The sequence below is a fragment of the Blautia sp. DFI.6.71 genome (assembly GCF_020593585.1).
Classification (GTDB): Bacteria; Bacillota; Clostridia; order Lachnospirales; family Lachnospiraceae; genus Blautia_A; species Blautia_A wexlerae.
The window spans coordinates 1-15,548 of record NZ_JAJDMJ010000010.1; the positions used below are offsets into that span (position 1 = coordinate 1).

At 41.9% G+C, this 15,548-nt stretch carries 12 protein-coding genes and 1 riboswitch; of the genes, 9 read left to right on the forward strand and 3 right to left on the reverse strand.

Annotated elements, in window-relative coordinates:
• Positions 1 to 296: 296 nt before the first annotated feature.
• From LJE12_RS06320 to LJE12_RS06340, 5 genes are all read left to right on the forward strand, one after another.
• Positions 297 to 1,514, forward strand: a complete 1,218-nt coding sequence (locus LJE12_RS06320) for an aspartate aminotransferase family protein (RefSeq protein ID WP_008706795.1) — start codon at positions 297 to 299, stop codon at positions 1,512 to 1,514.
• A gap of 227 nt (positions 1,515 to 1,741) precedes the next feature.
• Positions 1,742 to 2,362: a cytidylate kinase-like family protein gene (locus LJE12_RS06325; RefSeq protein ID WP_022380087.1), complete on the forward strand. Its 621-nt coding sequence runs from the start codon at positions 1,742 to 1,744 to the stop codon at positions 2,360 to 2,362.
• Positions 2,363 to 2,365: 3 nt separating this feature from the next.
• Complete coding sequence (locus LJE12_RS06330) at positions 2,366 to 3,886, forward strand: APC family permease (RefSeq protein WP_173680931.1); 1,521 nt, start codon at positions 2,366 to 2,368, stop codon at positions 3,884 to 3,886.
• 110 nt (positions 3,887 to 3,996) lie between these two features.
• Entirely contained in the window at positions 3,997 to 5,181 is a 1,185-nt protein-coding gene (locus LJE12_RS06335) for an iron-containing alcohol dehydrogenase (RefSeq protein ID WP_195303480.1), read from the forward strand.
• Positions 5,182 to 5,464: 283 nt separating this feature from the next.
• The gene (locus LJE12_RS06340) at positions 5,465 to 6,121 is read left to right on the forward strand and encodes a ribonuclease H1 domain-containing protein (protein ID WP_195303481.1); all 657 of its coding nucleotides are present in this window, start codon (positions 5,465 to 5,467) and stop codon (positions 6,119 to 6,121) included.
• Between the two features lie 188 nt (positions 6,122 to 6,309).
• Here LJE12_RS06340 and LJE12_RS06345 read toward each other — a convergent pair whose 3' ends face one another.
• Complete coding sequence (locus LJE12_RS06345; RefSeq protein ID WP_055052633.1) at positions 6,310 to 7,401, reverse strand: PTS transporter subunit IIC; 1,092 nt, start codon at positions 7,399 to 7,401, stop codon at positions 6,310 to 6,312.
• Between the two features lie 344 nt (positions 7,402 to 7,745).
• On the opposite strand from LJE12_RS06345, the gene LJE12_RS06350 reads away from it, so the two are divergent.
• Complete coding sequence (locus LJE12_RS06350) at positions 7,746 to 8,381, forward strand: YczE/YyaS/YitT family protein (RefSeq protein ID WP_008706774.1); 636 nt, start codon at positions 7,746 to 7,748, stop codon at positions 8,379 to 8,381.
• A 79-nt stretch (positions 8,382 to 8,460) separates the two neighbouring features.
• On the opposite strand, the gene sdaAA is transcribed toward LJE12_RS06350, so the two are convergent.
• Both sdaAA and sdaAB read right to left on the reverse strand, forming a co-directional pair.
• Positions 8,461 to 9,330 (reverse strand): L-serine ammonia-lyase, iron-sulfur-dependent, subunit alpha, encoded by an 870-nt coding sequence (sdaAA, locus tag LJE12_RS06355; protein WP_055150769.1) that lies wholly within the window; start codon positions 9,328 to 9,330, stop codon positions 8,461 to 8,463.
• 19 nt (positions 9,331 to 9,349) lie between these two features.
• Positions 9,350 to 10,018, reverse strand: coding sequence for an L-serine ammonia-lyase, iron-sulfur-dependent subunit beta (gene sdaAB, locus LJE12_RS06360; protein WP_025577539.1), 669 nt, complete (start codon positions 10,016 to 10,018; stop codon positions 9,350 to 9,352).
• Positions 10,019 to 10,767: 749 nt separating this feature from the next.
• On the opposite strand from sdaAB, the gene mgtE reads away from it, so the two are divergent.
• The 3 genes from mgtE to LJE12_RS06375 all read left to right on the forward strand — a co-directional run bounded on the left by mgtE (position 10,768) and on the right by LJE12_RS06375 (position 15,490).
• Positions 10,768 to 12,162 carry a magnesium transporter gene (gene mgtE, locus LJE12_RS06365; RefSeq protein WP_161233556.1) on the forward strand — a complete coding sequence of 465 codons (1,395 nt, stop codon included), beginning with the start codon at positions 10,768 to 10,770 and terminating at the stop codon, positions 12,160 to 12,162.
• 485 nt (positions 12,163 to 12,647) lie between these two features.
• Positions 12,648 to 12,723, forward strand: a riboswitch (cyclic di-GMP riboswitch).
• A 92-nt stretch (positions 12,724 to 12,815) separates the two neighbouring features.
• Positions 12,816 to 14,546, forward strand: a complete 1,731-nt coding sequence (locus LJE12_RS06370) for a sensor domain-containing diguanylate cyclase (RefSeq protein ID WP_227226507.1) — start codon at positions 12,816 to 12,818, stop codon at positions 14,544 to 14,546.
• A 35-nt stretch (positions 14,547 to 14,581) separates the two neighbouring features.
• Complete coding sequence (locus tag LJE12_RS06375; RefSeq protein WP_025577533.1) at positions 14,582 to 15,490, forward strand: LysR family transcriptional regulator; 909 nt, start codon at positions 14,582 to 14,584, stop codon at positions 15,488 to 15,490.
• Positions 15,491 to 15,548 lie beyond the last annotated feature (58 nt).

Here is a 15,548-nt window from a genome sequence, read left to right on the forward strand (position 1 = left end):
TTAACAACAAAAAAATGCCGTATTTATGCGGCTTTTGGCGTTTCGCAAACGCCTAAATATTGGATATACAATAAGGAGAACACAGAGCTTTCGTTACTGTTCACTCCGTTCTCAGTAACGATCTTTCTGTAAAAAATGTAAATGTTCAAAAAAACATGTTGACAAATCATAAGGGCAGTGATATTGTAAGGATGTACAAAATAATACACAGAAAAAGTTAAGCAAAGGCGCTTACCCATACGGGTCAGTTTGTCTTTGCTTTTTTTATTATCTTAAGGATGCAGGAGGGTACAGCTATGAAATTAAAAGACACAGGATTAACTTTTCAGGACATTAAGGACAAAGTAAACAAGTACATGATCGAGACTTATGAGAGATTTGATTTCCTTGCAGAGACAGCAGAGGGCATGTACATTTATGATGAGAATAAAACCCCATATCTTGATTTTTATGCTGGTATTGCAGTAAACAGCGCAGGAAACTGTAACCCTAAGGTTGTAGCTGCTGCAAAGGATCAGTTAGATGATATTATGCATACATTCAACTATCCATACACAATCCCGCAGGCGCTGCTTGCTGAGAAAGTCTGTGAAACAATCGGAATGGACAAGATTTTCTATCAGAACTCCGGTACAGAGGCTAACGAGGCAATGATCAAAATGGCTCGTAAATATGGTATTGAAAAATATGGTCCAAACCGTTATCATATCGTAACTGCAAAGATGGGATTCCATGGAAGAACCTTTGGTGCCATGTCTGCAACAGGTCAGCCGGGTAATGGATGCCAGGTTGGATTCGGACCTATGACTTATGGTTTCTCCTATGCACCGTACAATGACCTTCAGGCTTTCAAGGATGCATGCACAGAGAACACAATTGCCATTATGGTTGAGCCTGTACAGGGCGAGGGTGGCGTACATCCTGCAACAATGGAATTCATGCAGGGACTTCGTAAATTCTGTGATGAGAACGATATGCTTCTTCTGATTGATGAAGTACAGACAGGATGGTGCAGAACAGGTGCTGTTATGTCCTATATGAATTATGGTATCAAACCGGATATCGTATCTATGGCAAAGGCTCTGGGCGGTGGAATGCCGATCGGTGCCATCTGTGCAACAGCAGAGGTTGCAAAAGCTTTCACAGCAGGTTCCCATGGAACTACATTCGGCGGACATCCGGTAAGCTGTGCAGCTGCACTGGCTGAGGTGAATGAGCTTCTGGACAGAGATTTGGCTGGAAATGCAAAGAAGGTTGGCGATTACTTTGCAGCTAAGCTTGAGAAGCTTCCTCATGTAAAAGAAGTAAGACATCAGGGACTTCTGGTAGGTGTGGAATTTGATGATACTATCGGCGGAGTGGATGTAAAACATGGTTGTCTTGACAGACATCTTCTGATCACAGCTATCGGAGCGCATATCATCCGTATGATCCCACCGCTTATTGTTACAGAAGAAGAGTGTGACAAAGCTGTAGCAATCATCGAAGATACAATTAAATCTCTGGAAAAATAAAAATCCGGCAACGGAGTGATACAGTAAGGACAAGGGCGTCACGAATTATATTCGTGCGCCCTTTTATGATATCAGGGCCCAAAGGTCAAAAAGTCGTTCGTGCCTGCACGATAAGACTTTTGAACTTGGGACCTGCCAAACATGAGAAAGTAGCGATTTACATAGCAAATCAGTGGATTTCAAATGTTTGAGAATCTGATAAAAATTTGAGTGTGAGAGGGAAGAGCATGAAACATCTGGTAATTACGATTGGCTGCGAATATGGAGCCAAGGGCAATGCCATCGGTAAGAAGATTGCACAGGATCTGGGGATTAAGTTTTATGATCGTGATCTTGTGGATGAGATTATCAAAGAGGTAGGCATCCCTACAGACATTATGGACAGAGTAGAGGAAGGCGGAACCATCGCAGGTAAAGGTGCACAGGGTGATGTGCGAGGTTCCTTTTCCAAATATGCGGATCTGACAGACCGCGCCATTCATGTACAGAAGCAGATTATCCGGAAGCTGGCTCAGAAAGAAGCCTGCGTGATCATAGGACGGTCTGCAGATTATATTCTGAAAGATACAGAAGGAATCCAGCTGGTGAGAGCATTTATTTATGCACCTAATGATGTTCGCGTTCACAACATTATGGAAAGCCATAATCTTTCGGAAAAGGATGCAAAGCTTCTGCTGGATGAGAAGGATAAACGTTATCATAAGAGACATCTGGCACTGACAGGAAGTAACCGCGGTGACAGACATAACAGGGATATTCTTATTAACAGTGATTTTCTGGGAATTCAGGGAACAGCAGAATATCTGGAAGATCTGATCGCAAAAAAATACGGAAAAAAGGAGGCCTGAACTATGGAACAAAAAACATCAGAATTTGACAAAGTACTTGGTGCATGGGACATACTTGTAATTGCATTTGGCGCCATGATCGGCTGGGGCTGGGTAGTTTCTTCCGGTAACTGGATTGAATCTGGTGGTGTGCTTGGTGCAGCTATTGCATTTGCAATCGGTGGAATCATGATCTTTTTCGTAGGTCTGACCTATGCAGAGCTTACAGCAGCCATGCCTCAGTGTGGTGGTGAGCATGTATTCAGCTACAGGGCAATGGGTTCTACAGGTTCTTTTATCTGCACCTGGGCGATCATTCTTGGATATGTAAGTGTTGCCTGCTTTGAGGCATGTGCATTTCCCACAATCATCTCTTATCTGTGGCCGGGGTTCCTGAAAGGATATCTCTATACAGTTGCAGGCTTTGATGTTTATGCATCCTGGTTGATCGTGGCGATTGTGATTGCTTTTCTTATTATGATAATTAACATTAATGGAGCAAAGACTGCGGCAGTTCTGCAGACTGTTCTTACCTGTATCATCGGCGGTGCCGGAATTATTCTGATCGTGGCTTCTGTGGTTACAGGAAGTGTGGATAACCTTCAGGGACAGATGTTTGTTGGAAACGGTACCGGCGAAGCGATGAAAAGTATTATTAAGGTTGCAGTCATCACTCCGTTTTTCTTTATTGGTTTTGACGTTATCCCACAGGCAGCAGAGGAAATCAATGTTCCGCTGAAAAAAATCGGTAAAATGATGATCCTCTCTGTTGTGCTGGCTGTTGTATTTTACGCACTGGTTATTCTTGCAGTAGGTTATATCCTGAATCCGGCAGAGATTATTGAGTCTCAGCAGGGAACAGGACTTGTAACAGCAGATGCCATGGCCAAGGCTTTCGGGACAAAGATTATGGCCAAGGTTATCATTGTAGGTGGAATGTGTGGTATTATTACATCATGGAACTCCTTCCTCCTTGGCGGTTCCCGTGCCATGTACTCTATGGCAGAATCCTACATGATTCCTCCGTTTTTTGCAAAGCTTCATCCGAAGCACAAAACTCCGGTTAATTCTCTGTATCTGATCGGTGCCCTGACTATGCTGGCTCCTTTTGCAGGAAGAACAATGATGGTCTGGATCTGTGATGCAGGTAACTTCGGATGCTGCCTTGCATACTGTATGGTTTCTGCCTCTTTCCTGATCCTTCGTAAAAAGGAACCGGATATGGCAAGACCTTACAAAGTAGGCCACTACAAATTTGTAGGTTTTATGGCAGTAGTCATGTCAGGGCTAATGCTTCTGGTTTACTGTATTCCGGGTTCCGGTGGAAGTCTGGTATTTCAGGAATGGATCATGGTAGGCGGCTGGAGCTTACTTGGAGTTGTATTTTATGCGATCTGTAAACGTAAATATAAAGAAGACTTTGGTAAACTTATTGAACTGATCTCTGATGAGGATGCAGCAAGTCTTATGCCGGAGGCTGATGATGAAGAGCTTGATGTGGTAATCGATGCGGCTATTGACAGGGTGCTTTCCTCTATGGCATAACGCTATAAATGACATGACAATTATTTTGGGTAACAGAGTTTTGAATTTGTGCAGGGTAGATGCCCTGCACATTGCAATATTGAAAAATACAGGAAAAGAGGCAGAAATTAATGAATCCATTTGAATTTTTTATTCCTCAGAATATTACAGTCGGTGCAGGTACTCTGGCGAAGCTTCCGGAATGTGCCAAAAAGCTTGGAGGTTCTCATGCAATGCTGATCTCAGGACCAACTCTCCGGAAAATGGGAGTTGTGGATAAGGCGGCGGATTATCTGAAAGACGCCGGAATGGCAGTGGATATTTTTACAGATGTAGAAGCCAATCCGTCTGTCACCACAGTGGAAAAAGCGACAGAAGCGTATAAGGAATCCGGTGCAGATTTTATCGTTGCGCTGGGCGGTGGTTCTCCTATGGATGTGGCAAAAGCAGTGGGAGTTACGGCTAAATATGGCGGCAGTATTACAGAATATGAGGGGGCACATAAGGTTCCCGGAAAAATTGTTCCGCTGATCGCAATCCCGACTACTGCGGGAACCGGTTCAGAGGTTACGGCATTTTCTGTTATCACTGACCACAGCAGAGATTATAAGCTGACGGTATTCAGTTATGAACTTCTTCCTGCATATGCGATCCTGGATCCTGAGCTTCTCACATCTGCTCCGGCATCTGTGGCAGCAGCCTGCGGAATCGATGCATTTATCCATGCGGAGGAGGCTTATGTTTCCACAGCAGCATCTCCGTTTTCTGACGCAATGGCAGAGAAAGCAATGGAGCTGATCGGTGGAAATATCCGCCGTTTTGTGGCAAGACGTACAGATCTGGAGGCAGCAGAAGCAATGCTTACAGGTTCTCTTTTTGCAGGAATCGCCTTTTCCTTTGCAAGACTTGGAAATGTCCATGCCATGAGTCATCCGGTAAGTGCTTTCTTTAATGTAGCACATGGAGTGGCAAATGCAGTTCTTCTCCCTGTGATTGCAGAATATAATGCGCTGGCAGATCATGGCAGATATCTGAAGATTTATAATTATATCAGTCCGATCCCTGCATATGAGGATGAATTCGAACCACTGATGCTGGTGGATGCCATCAGGGAATTAAACGAAGATATCGGAATCCCGGAAGACCTGACCACAGCCATCCGCCAGGCAAAGAAGGGAGAAGAGATTTCTGATGAGGAGATTGAAAGCAAGATTGATGCCATGGCAGATGATGCTATGAAGAGCGGAAATATTGCAGTAAATCCAAGATCCTCCAGAAAGCAGGATATTGTGGAATTGTATCATAAGGCTTTATAAATTCAGATAAAGAGGAATGCAGTATTTTATGTAATTGCTACAGGTTAACAGAAGGTATTGATTAAAATATCTGCTATTATAAAAAACGTGCAGAAACATTGAAGTCGACAGATAACTTCAGGTTTGAAGATTTATCCCGATTTTAAAATGTATCTGCACGTTGTTTTTTTGAGAAATTTCCATTGTATAACTTGCCTGATAGAAAGAAAGATTATATAGTATTAATCAAAATATAGTAAAGTAATGTGAGTCAAAATATTGATTATTTGTTCAGGAGGATTTTATGGCAAAGAAGAAAATATATGCAGTACGCAAGGGACATAAAACAGGACTTTTTGCTACATGGGCGGAGTGCCAGAAGGCAGTAAGCGGATATTCAGGAGCTGAGTTTCGGGGATTTACAGAGAAAGAGGAAGCATTGGCTTTTCTGAACATGGAGACAACAGGAAATGTATCCGGTGATAAAGAAAAAGAGGCGGCAGGAATCGTGGAAGTACCTGAAAATATGGTCATTGCTTATGTAGATGGAAGTTTCGAGAAAAGTATTGGCAGATATGCCTTTGGTTGTGTGATCCTTACACCGGATGGACAGGAAATCCGTAAATCCGGCAGCGGCAGTGATTCTGCAGGAGTCGCGATCCGAAATGTGGCAGGAGAGATGCTTGGTTCCATGACTGCAGTAAACTGGGCCATAGAAAACAAATATCCAGCTGTGGAAATCCGCTATGATTACGAAGGTGTAGAGAAGTGGGTAACAGGTGTGTGGAGAGCCAAAACACCTCTGACCAGCAAATACGCAGCCCATATGCAGGAAGCAGGAAAGAAAGTACAGATTTCTTTTTGTAAAATAGCAGCTCATACGGGCAATCACTACAATGAAGAGGCAGATCAGCTGGCTAAGAGTGCATTGCTTAAAATGGATGAAGAAGTACGAATATAAAAATCTTATCACTGAAAGGCGATTTCCAAAGGGATGAAAAAATTATGTGGATGACAATTTGAGTGATCCTCAGGGAAATCAATATACGGAAGTGGAAAAATAAAAAGCAGCTGTGTTACCATTGAAACTGTTAGCTGAAATTTTATCAAGTAACAGTTTCAATTGACAGGTAACGCAGCTGTTTTTGCTTATGAAAGTGTCATATCCCCGTCTTTCACCCATCCAAGCTTACGGATAAACATGTTGATGAGCGGACACAGGATTGCAGGCAGGATAAAGGAAATCAGCAAAAGTCCGGCCCAGTCCCAGCCTGTGACAGCTGTTTTTGTTCCTGCGGCAATATCATTCATCCATCCGGTGTAGACACCAATCTGTCCTACGAAACCACAGGTACCCATACCGGAAGAAACCGGAGTACCGTTCATCTGAAGTTTGAACAGACAGGTTGCAAGAGGTCCGGTGATGGCAGAAGTAAGGATCGGTGCAATCCAGATGCGTGGATTTTTTACGATATTTCCCATCTGGAGCATGGATGTTCCGATTCCCTGAGAAACAAGTCCGCCCCATTTGTTCTCACGGAAGGACATTACTGCGAAACCTACCATTTGTGCACAGCAGCCTGCTACAGCAGCTCCTCCGGCAAGTCCGGTAAGGCCAAGCGCAGCACAGATTGCGGCAGATGAGATAGGAAGTGTCAGTGCAATACCCACGAATACAGAAACAAGGATTCCCATCAGGAACGGCTGCAGGTTGGTTGCCCACATAATAATATTTCCCACTTTCATCGCTGCACTTCCAAGTGCCGGAGCCCACCACGCGGACAGGGCAACACCTACACCGATCGTGACAAGTGGAGTGACCAGAATATCAATTTTGGTTTCCTTAGATACTGCTTTTCCGATTTCGGAAGCGAAGATGGCTACAAATAATACAGCCAGCGGTCCGCCTGCACCGCCTAATGCGTTAGATGCAAAGCCAACAGTAATCAATGAAAACAACACCAACGGCGGACAATGCAGCGCATAGCCGATGGCGACAGCCATGGCAGGACCACTCATTGCAGATGCCAGAGAGCCTACGGTATACTGGGTGTCGTTTACAGTTGCCACAGCAGTGGTCAGAAATGAAATATGAAACTGTGTTCCAAGTGTGTTGATGATCGTGCCAATCAGCAGGGAGCAGAAAAGACCCTGCGCCATGGCACCAAGGGCATCGATTCCATAACGTTTTATGGAGATTTCGATGTCTTTACGTCTGAGAAATGCTTTAAACTTTTCCATAGATTACTTTCTCCTGTTTTTATTATGTATAGAAGGGTGTATATACACCTATATACGTTTTTCTCATTATAGTCATATTCACGGAGTAAATCAAGTAGTTTTGTAACTGTTCACACACCACTATCCCGCGAAGTGTTTTGGCATGAATATGCCAAAATCACAAGACATACAAGCCAAAATTCCATTGCCGCAGGCAATCTGGAATGAATTTTGGGTACGTTACTGTGAACGGAGTGAACAGTAACGTAGTTTTAAAATAGTGGAAAACAATTTACAGAAAGAATATTGTAAAGTATTTTACTGTCTGATATGATAGAAAGAGTTAATTTTACGGAGGAAAAAAGATGAGTGAATGGATCAGAAAAATAAACTGGAAGTATGTGGTCGTAATGTTGATTGGAAATATAATCCTTGGTCTGGGAATTGCGATATTTAAACTTTCCGGACTTGGAAATGACCCTTTCAGCGGAATGGTAATGGCACTGGCAGAATGTGTGGGAATTGAATATGCCCGTTTTTTAATTCTTCTGAATCTGGGATTTTTTGTAATAGAAATTATCTGGGGAAGAAAGCTTATCGGATTGGGAACGATCATAAATGCGTTATTCCTTGGATATTTTGTTACATTTTTCTATAACCTGATCACATCTGTGATCGATGCACCGGATCAGATGGCAATGCAGGTGGTTACCGTATTTATTGGAGTTATCATAACAAGCCTTGGAATTTCCATGTACCAGCTTCCGAAACAGGGAGTTGCACCATATGACAGTATTTCTCTGATCATGACAGAGAAATGGCCGAAAATTCCGTATTTCTGGTGCAGAGTATCTAATGATGCGATCAGTGCACTGGTGTGTTGGCTTGCAGGGGGAATCGTCGGACTGGGAACACTAGTCAGTGCATTTGGATTCGGACCTTTTGTTCAGTTTTTCGATACACATTTTACATCAAAAGTGCTGGCAAAGCTGGAAAAATAATAAAAAACTGTCCTGTATATGCACATTATACGTAGAAAATAGGTGCATTACAGAGACAGTTTTTTTATTTGTCAGCCTGTTAACTGCATATATGGCATGCTTCACATGCAGATGGCGTAGTAGCGCATCCTCCCATAGCAGTTTCACGCAGTTCTGCAGGAAGCTTTTTACCCACGGTAAACATCGTCTGGATCATTTCGTCCAGAGGAATCAACTGCGGGATTCCTGCGAGAGCCATTTCTGCGGCAATTATAGCGTTTGCCACACCTGCAGCATTTCTGTTCTGACATGGATATTCTACCAGACCGCCGACCGGATCGCATACCAGACCAAGCATGTTCATAAGAACAGTAGATGCAGCAAAAGTACATTCTTTCGGTGAACCTCCCATCAGCTCTACAGCAGCAGATGCAGCCATTGCAGATGCAACCCCTACCTCGGCCTGGCATCCGCCTACCGCACCTGCAACAGTTGCATTTCGCATTGCCAGATAACCAATGGCACTTGCGTTAAATAATGCCCGTATAATCTCTTCATCAGAGAATTGATAATGTTCCTGCATTGCCAGCATCAGTCCCGGTACGATTCCGGCAGAACCGGCAGTAGGAGAGGCCACGATCAGCCCCATGGAGGCATTCGTTTCCAGTGTAGCCATAGCATAAGTAATTGCCTTCTGAAGCAGATTTCCGCAGAGACCTTTTTTCTCCTGAGCGTGGAGACTCAGCTTTCTGGCTTCGCCGCCGATCAGACCACCCATAGATTTTACCGGCTGTCTGATTGGTGAGAAAGCAGCATCTTTCATAATTCCCAGTACTCGTGTCATTTTTTTATTTACAATCTCAGAGGCTGTTTCGCCAAGCTCAATCTCACGGATACGCATAATCTCTGAGATAGGAAGATTTTTTTCTTCACAGAGTGCTAAGAGTTCATTTGCATTTTTAAAATCCATGATAAAAATCCTCCTTTCTTTACATCTGTACGATCATAACTTCATGAATATTCGGGTTCTCGCGAATCGCAGGAACGATATTCTCAGGAAGTTTGCCGTCAGATTCTACGATTGTATAAGCAATCTCTCCCTTGCTTTCACGGAACAGACGCATAAATGCAATATTGATATTGCGGTCACTCAGGCATTTGGTAATATAGGCCACAACGCCGGGAGTGTCCTGATGAATCACGATCACTGCACTGTACTCGCCTGTAAAGTCTACCTGTACGTGATTGATATCTACAATACGGACCTTGCCTCCTCCAAGGGATTCGCCGCGTACGGTCATTTTCTGGCCTTTTTCATTTTCCATGCAGATATCTACGGTGTTCGGATGAATATCTGTTTCCTGCTCATTTGGAGTGAAAGAGAATTTCAGACCTTTTTCATGAGCAATATCAAAAGAATTTCGGATGCGCATATCATCAGTAGAGAATCCCATAATACCACCCAGCAGAGCTCGGTCAGTACCGTGACCATGGTAAGTTTTTGCAAAAGAGCCGTACAGGATGAAGTCGGCTCTCTTTAACGGGCCTTCGATCATTTTCTGGGCAAGATAGGAAATACGCGCCGCACCTGCGGTATGTGAACTTGAAGGACCGATCATGTTCGGCCCCATAACATCAAATACACTGATAAATGACATATTTTTTCTCCTGTGAATATCAATTATAGTCTTGCATGTTTATGGCAATAATCTTATTATTTGCAAATTTCTGATTATATTCTATCATTTAGGAATAAAAGAAGCAAACTTATCGTTAACATTAACAAAAATTAATGTAAAAAATGAGAAAACAGGGTTGCTTTTTCTCTACTGGGCGGTTACAATAACTGTGCAAATTGAAAATAATTTTAAAAATGCTGTTTCAAAATAGGGAACAGCATAAAATTTGCTGTTAGAAATCAGATTCCCGAAAACAGGGTCTGATATCCGAAATCGTAAATTTTAAAGAAAAGGCAGGTGGAACAGAATGGATAATTGCGATTCTCATGGGCGAAGTAGTAGCACAGGATCTGAATTAAAAAGAGTATATGAGTATAGCAGCCGTTTTTGTTCTGCTGTAGTCATATATTTTCCATGTATGCATATAGAATAGAAGCTTTTTACTGTCTGTGATCTGACAGTTTCTGTATGTGGAAGATTGGATGTCTTTTTCATTTCTTATCCTGTATTTATGAAATTCCCCCGAATCATGCAATTACATATTGAGCAGTAATGATCCGGCGAAGATGCCGGACAGTTACGGACAGCGGATGAATAGCAGGTTATGGTTTGATACCCTGCGGTTTATTCTGCTGGAAAAAGCATGAAAGAAATGGCAGTAAAATGTAATAAATAACAGACTGCTTTCTTTTGGTGTGCTTTTATGCAAAAAAACGGAGGATGAAAGAATGGAGAAAAGAGTACAGGATTATTCCAAAGAAATTCTGAAGATCATCCGCAGCAACACCTCTCCTGCCGTTATGGGAGGAAGGCTGCAGGATTATCATGAGAATGATCTGGCAGATGTAATGCCGAAACTGACTGTACAGGAGCGGTGCAAGCTGTACCGTATCCTGGATACAGATATGCTCTCTGATATTTTTGAATATACAGATGAGGAGAATGCAGCAGAGTATCTGAATGAAATGGATGTGAAAAAAGCAGCAGCCATTTTATCCAAAATGGAGACAGATGCTCTTGCAGATGTATTAAATAAAGTTGAAAAAACAAAGAAAAAAATACTGATCGATCTGCTTGAACCTGAGGTTCGACGTGATGTGGAGATGATCGCATCCTTTGATGAGGATGAGATCGGAAGCCGCATGACAACAAATTATATTGTGATCACAGATAAACTGACAGTTAAGCAGGCAATGAGCAGTCTGATCGAACAGGCTGCAAAAAATGACAATATCTCCACTATTTTTGTAGTGACAGAGCAGCAGAAATTTTATGGGGCCATTAATCTGAAAGAACTGATCATTGCCAGACGGGATGATCTGCTTGAGAATCTGGTGGTGACTTCCTATCCATATGTATATGCGGAAGAGAATATTGATGACTGTATCGAAGAACTGAAAGATTATTCTGAGGATTCTATTCCGGTTCTTGACAACGATAATCAGCTTCTGGGTGTCATCACATCTGCCAGTATCATTGACCTGGTTGATGATGAGATGGGTGATGACTATGCGAAGCTGGCCGGTCTGACAGCAGAAGAGGATTTAAAGGAGCCACTGAAAGAAAGTATGAAGAAACGTCTGCCCTGGCTGATCATTCTTCTGGGACTTGGCATGGTAGTTTCCTCAGTGGTAGGAATTTTTGAGAAGGTGGTGACTGTACTTCCGATCATTATGTGCTTCCAGTCTTTGATCCTTGATATGGCAGGTAATGTGGGTACCCAGTCTCTGGCTGTGACGATTCGTGTGCTGATGGATGAATCTCTGACAGGTAAGCAGAAACTGGAACTTGTGTGGAAGGAAATGAGAATTGGTCTGTGTAATGGCGGACTTCTTGGAATTCTGTCTTTTGCGCTGATTGGATTGTATATTTATCTGTTTAAAGGAAAAACACTTTTGTTTTCCTATGCAGTATCCGGATGTATCGGTGTGGCACTGTTGCTGGCTATGTTGATCTCCAGTGCAGTAGGCACCTGTATTCCATTGTTTTTTAAGAAGATCAATATTGACCCGGCAGTAGCATCAGGTCCGCTGATCACAACAGTGAATGACCTTGTTGCAGTAATTACCTATTATGGCCTGAGCTGGCTGTTCTTATTAAAAATGCTGAATCTTGCAGGCTGAATTTCAGATAATAAAAACAGGTCCTGTATCTTTGATTATAAGATATTGGATCTGTTTTTGTATGGAGTTATTATAGTTGGTCGTTATCCCGTAAAATACGGACCTGTCTTAATATTTCAGAGGATTAATTATGACAAATGTAATGTATGTCGTTTGCAATCTGGAATAAATTTTGTGAAATAAGGAAAATAGCAGTTGACATTATTCAGGGGATATGCAAATAATATATTGCAATTAGTGTTTAACTGACCTGACAATTGAAAGAGGCAAGTTGTTATTTGGATTTACAAAGCATATAAATGTTACTGAGAACGGAATAAACAGTAACAAATAAACATCGGTGCAGGAAATATTAATGGTAAACAGTAATAAGAGATTGAAAATATAATATATATAATGTATCTGTGAATCAACCAGTGTGCCGACAAGTTGATTCTTCGAGAAATCAACTTGTTGGCACACCAGGTAACTGTATAATTCCACAGATACAGTATCGGCAAAACAGTCGAAAGGCTGCGGCGCAAAGCTAAAGGGCCTGTAAAATGGCAGCCAGTTGCATTTATACAGAGAGTAATGTCTTGTTGTATTGTAGCGGGCATTATTCTCTTTTATTTTAAAGAAAGGTTGAGAATATCATGTCAGAGCATAGGTGTATGCTTAACAAAATGAATAAGATTGAAATATATGTCGCAAATGAAGATACGGATATTAATCCTTCAGTTCAGGAAGCTATTAAATATGTACTGAAACAGAATGATCCTGTGGGAACAATCGCCGGTTATTATGATGAGAAGCTGACAATCTGGAGTGTAAGTAACTATTTTCTGCAACTTTTGGGGTGGGATGACCTTGATGAATTTATGAAAGCATCAGACGGATCTATGCTCAGTGTGGTCTGTAATGAGCAAAAGCATATATTTTCACCGGCAGGACTTCATGATTTACAGGGTTCTCACACCTTGTATCTGACAGACAGTAAAGGTTTATCAATACCGGTAAGGATTGTGAAGGCAGATGCCAGGGATAATAAAGGACGGCCAATCTGGGTATTATCTGTCAGATCTGATCACTTTGCCCGGAATCAGGAAGCAAGGGAAGCTGTTTTTCACCGGGCTTTTACAGATATGAATCTGTGTGAATATTATGTGGATCTTCAGGAAAATACATTTGAATCTATGAAAGTAAGGGGCTCGCTTCAGGAAATTTCCAACAAAAGCCGGACATGGGATGAACTGATACAGATGTTTCTTAATAATTATGTCTGTCCTGAGAGTAAAGAGGCGGTTGCGCAGATTTACAACCGGGAATATATTATGAAGGAACTCAGAAAAATTACCGGGGAACTCAGTCAGGAATACAAAGCAGTGCTTGACGGAGAGCTGCGTATTATCCGGAATGTAGTGATGGAGGGAGATACAGATGAGAACGGAGAGGTCAGACACGCCATGATTTTTCTTCGTGATGTGACGGATTCGAAAAATGCGGAAAAAGAACGCAGAGCGATGTTAAAGCAGAACATCGCCATGGACCAGCTTATTCAGGGAGTAACCAGGATTGTAGAGCGTTTTGCAGTTTGTGATCTGGACAGCGGGATATACGAATATTATGAGATGAACAATGAGTCTTATTATAATCCTACAGGTGATTACAGGGAACTTCTTCAGCGTATGTCCGGAGAGTATGTGGTACTTACGGAAAAGATAAATATACAGATGGATGATCTGCTTTCACCGGAACATCTGAGAAAGGTTATTATATCTGAGGATGATCTGTATACCTTTGAATATTGTACTCTTGACAGATCTTCTTATAAAGTAATGTCAGTGATACCTGTGGAATGGAAAGGTAGTATACTGTCCAAAGTAATGTTGATCGCTCAGGATATCGGGCAGAAGCATGAACTTGAGAAGCTGGCAAATACGGATGCACTGACAGGACTTTATAATGAACGTTATCTTTCTGAAAGATTAAAAAGAAATGGAAAGTTACGCAAAAAATTTGCCATGTTCTATCTGGATCTGGACAGGTTTAAGCCTGTTAATGACACTTATGGACATGACATGGGAGACAGATTGCTGAAGGCGGTTTCCCGGAGATTGTGCAAATGTATCAGGAAGACAGACTATGCTTTCCGTATCGGTGGAGATGAATTTTCCCTGATCATTGAGGAGGGCAATATTAATGATGAATTCTGTGAGATGATGGTCAGAAGAATAAAAAGTGTCATTGACCGGCCTTTTAACATAGAGGGTCGTCTGCTGAGCGTGGATACAAGCTGTGGCTATGCCATTTATCCGGAACACAGCCAGAAGATCGATGAAATCCGCATTATGGCAGATCACAGAATGTATGAAGATAAAACTCAAAATAGAAAAAAGGGTTAATGGCGGATAAAAACAGAAAGAGGGATAAAATCTTTATGGATTTAAAACAATTACAGTATTTCGTAGTATGTGCGCAGACTGGTTCATTCAGTGATGCTGCGAAAAATCTGTATTCTACACAGCCCAGTGTCAGCAAGGTGATCAAGGGACTGGAAGATACGCTGGGAATGCAGCTTTTTGAACGGCTGCCAAGAGGAATCAGACTGACAGTACAGGGGCATAAGATGTATGAATATGCGTCGAAAATTATAAATGAAGTAAATGTTCTGGAAAATATGGCTTCCAGCGGAATGACAAAATGGATAAGGATATCTCTAAATCCCAGCTCCTGGTTTGCCAATCAATTTGTAGACTTTTATAATGAAACCTATGAAAAAAAATATCATTTCCAGGTAACAACAGCAGGTGTACAAAGCGTAATGGAAAGAGTCCGGGATTATATGGATGATATTGGTTTTGTATATATCCTCAGTCAGCAGAAGGAAAATTTCCTGTATGAATTGTCAAAAAACAAAATGCATTTCGAACCTATCTATGAAACAGATGTAATGCTGTATCCGGGAAGGCTGACAGAGCTTTACAATTCCGGCAAAGAGAGGGCAGAACTGGAAGACCTGGAGGGAATCCGTTTTATACAGAATTATCAGGATGAATTTTTTGACATCGGTGCTGTAAAAGAAGATGCATTCCAATGGAAGGATATTGACATTTCCGTGCTGACCAACAGTGATTATATTATGGAAAAAATGCTGAAGAACAGCAAGGTGGCAAATATAAGCGGAAGTTACCTGTCAGAAAACAAAGAAGGCACTACACCGGGAATCCCTCTGGATCTTGGAGACAGTAAAGTGATTTTTGGTTTTATACTCCACAAAGGAGAAGAAATGGATGAGAGTGTGGCAGAGCTTGTGGAGTTTTTAAAGAGCAGACTGCCGAAGCATTAATAAAAATTGCAGTTGACTTTTTAACTTATTTTGCATATACTAATAGTAGCTAAGAAAT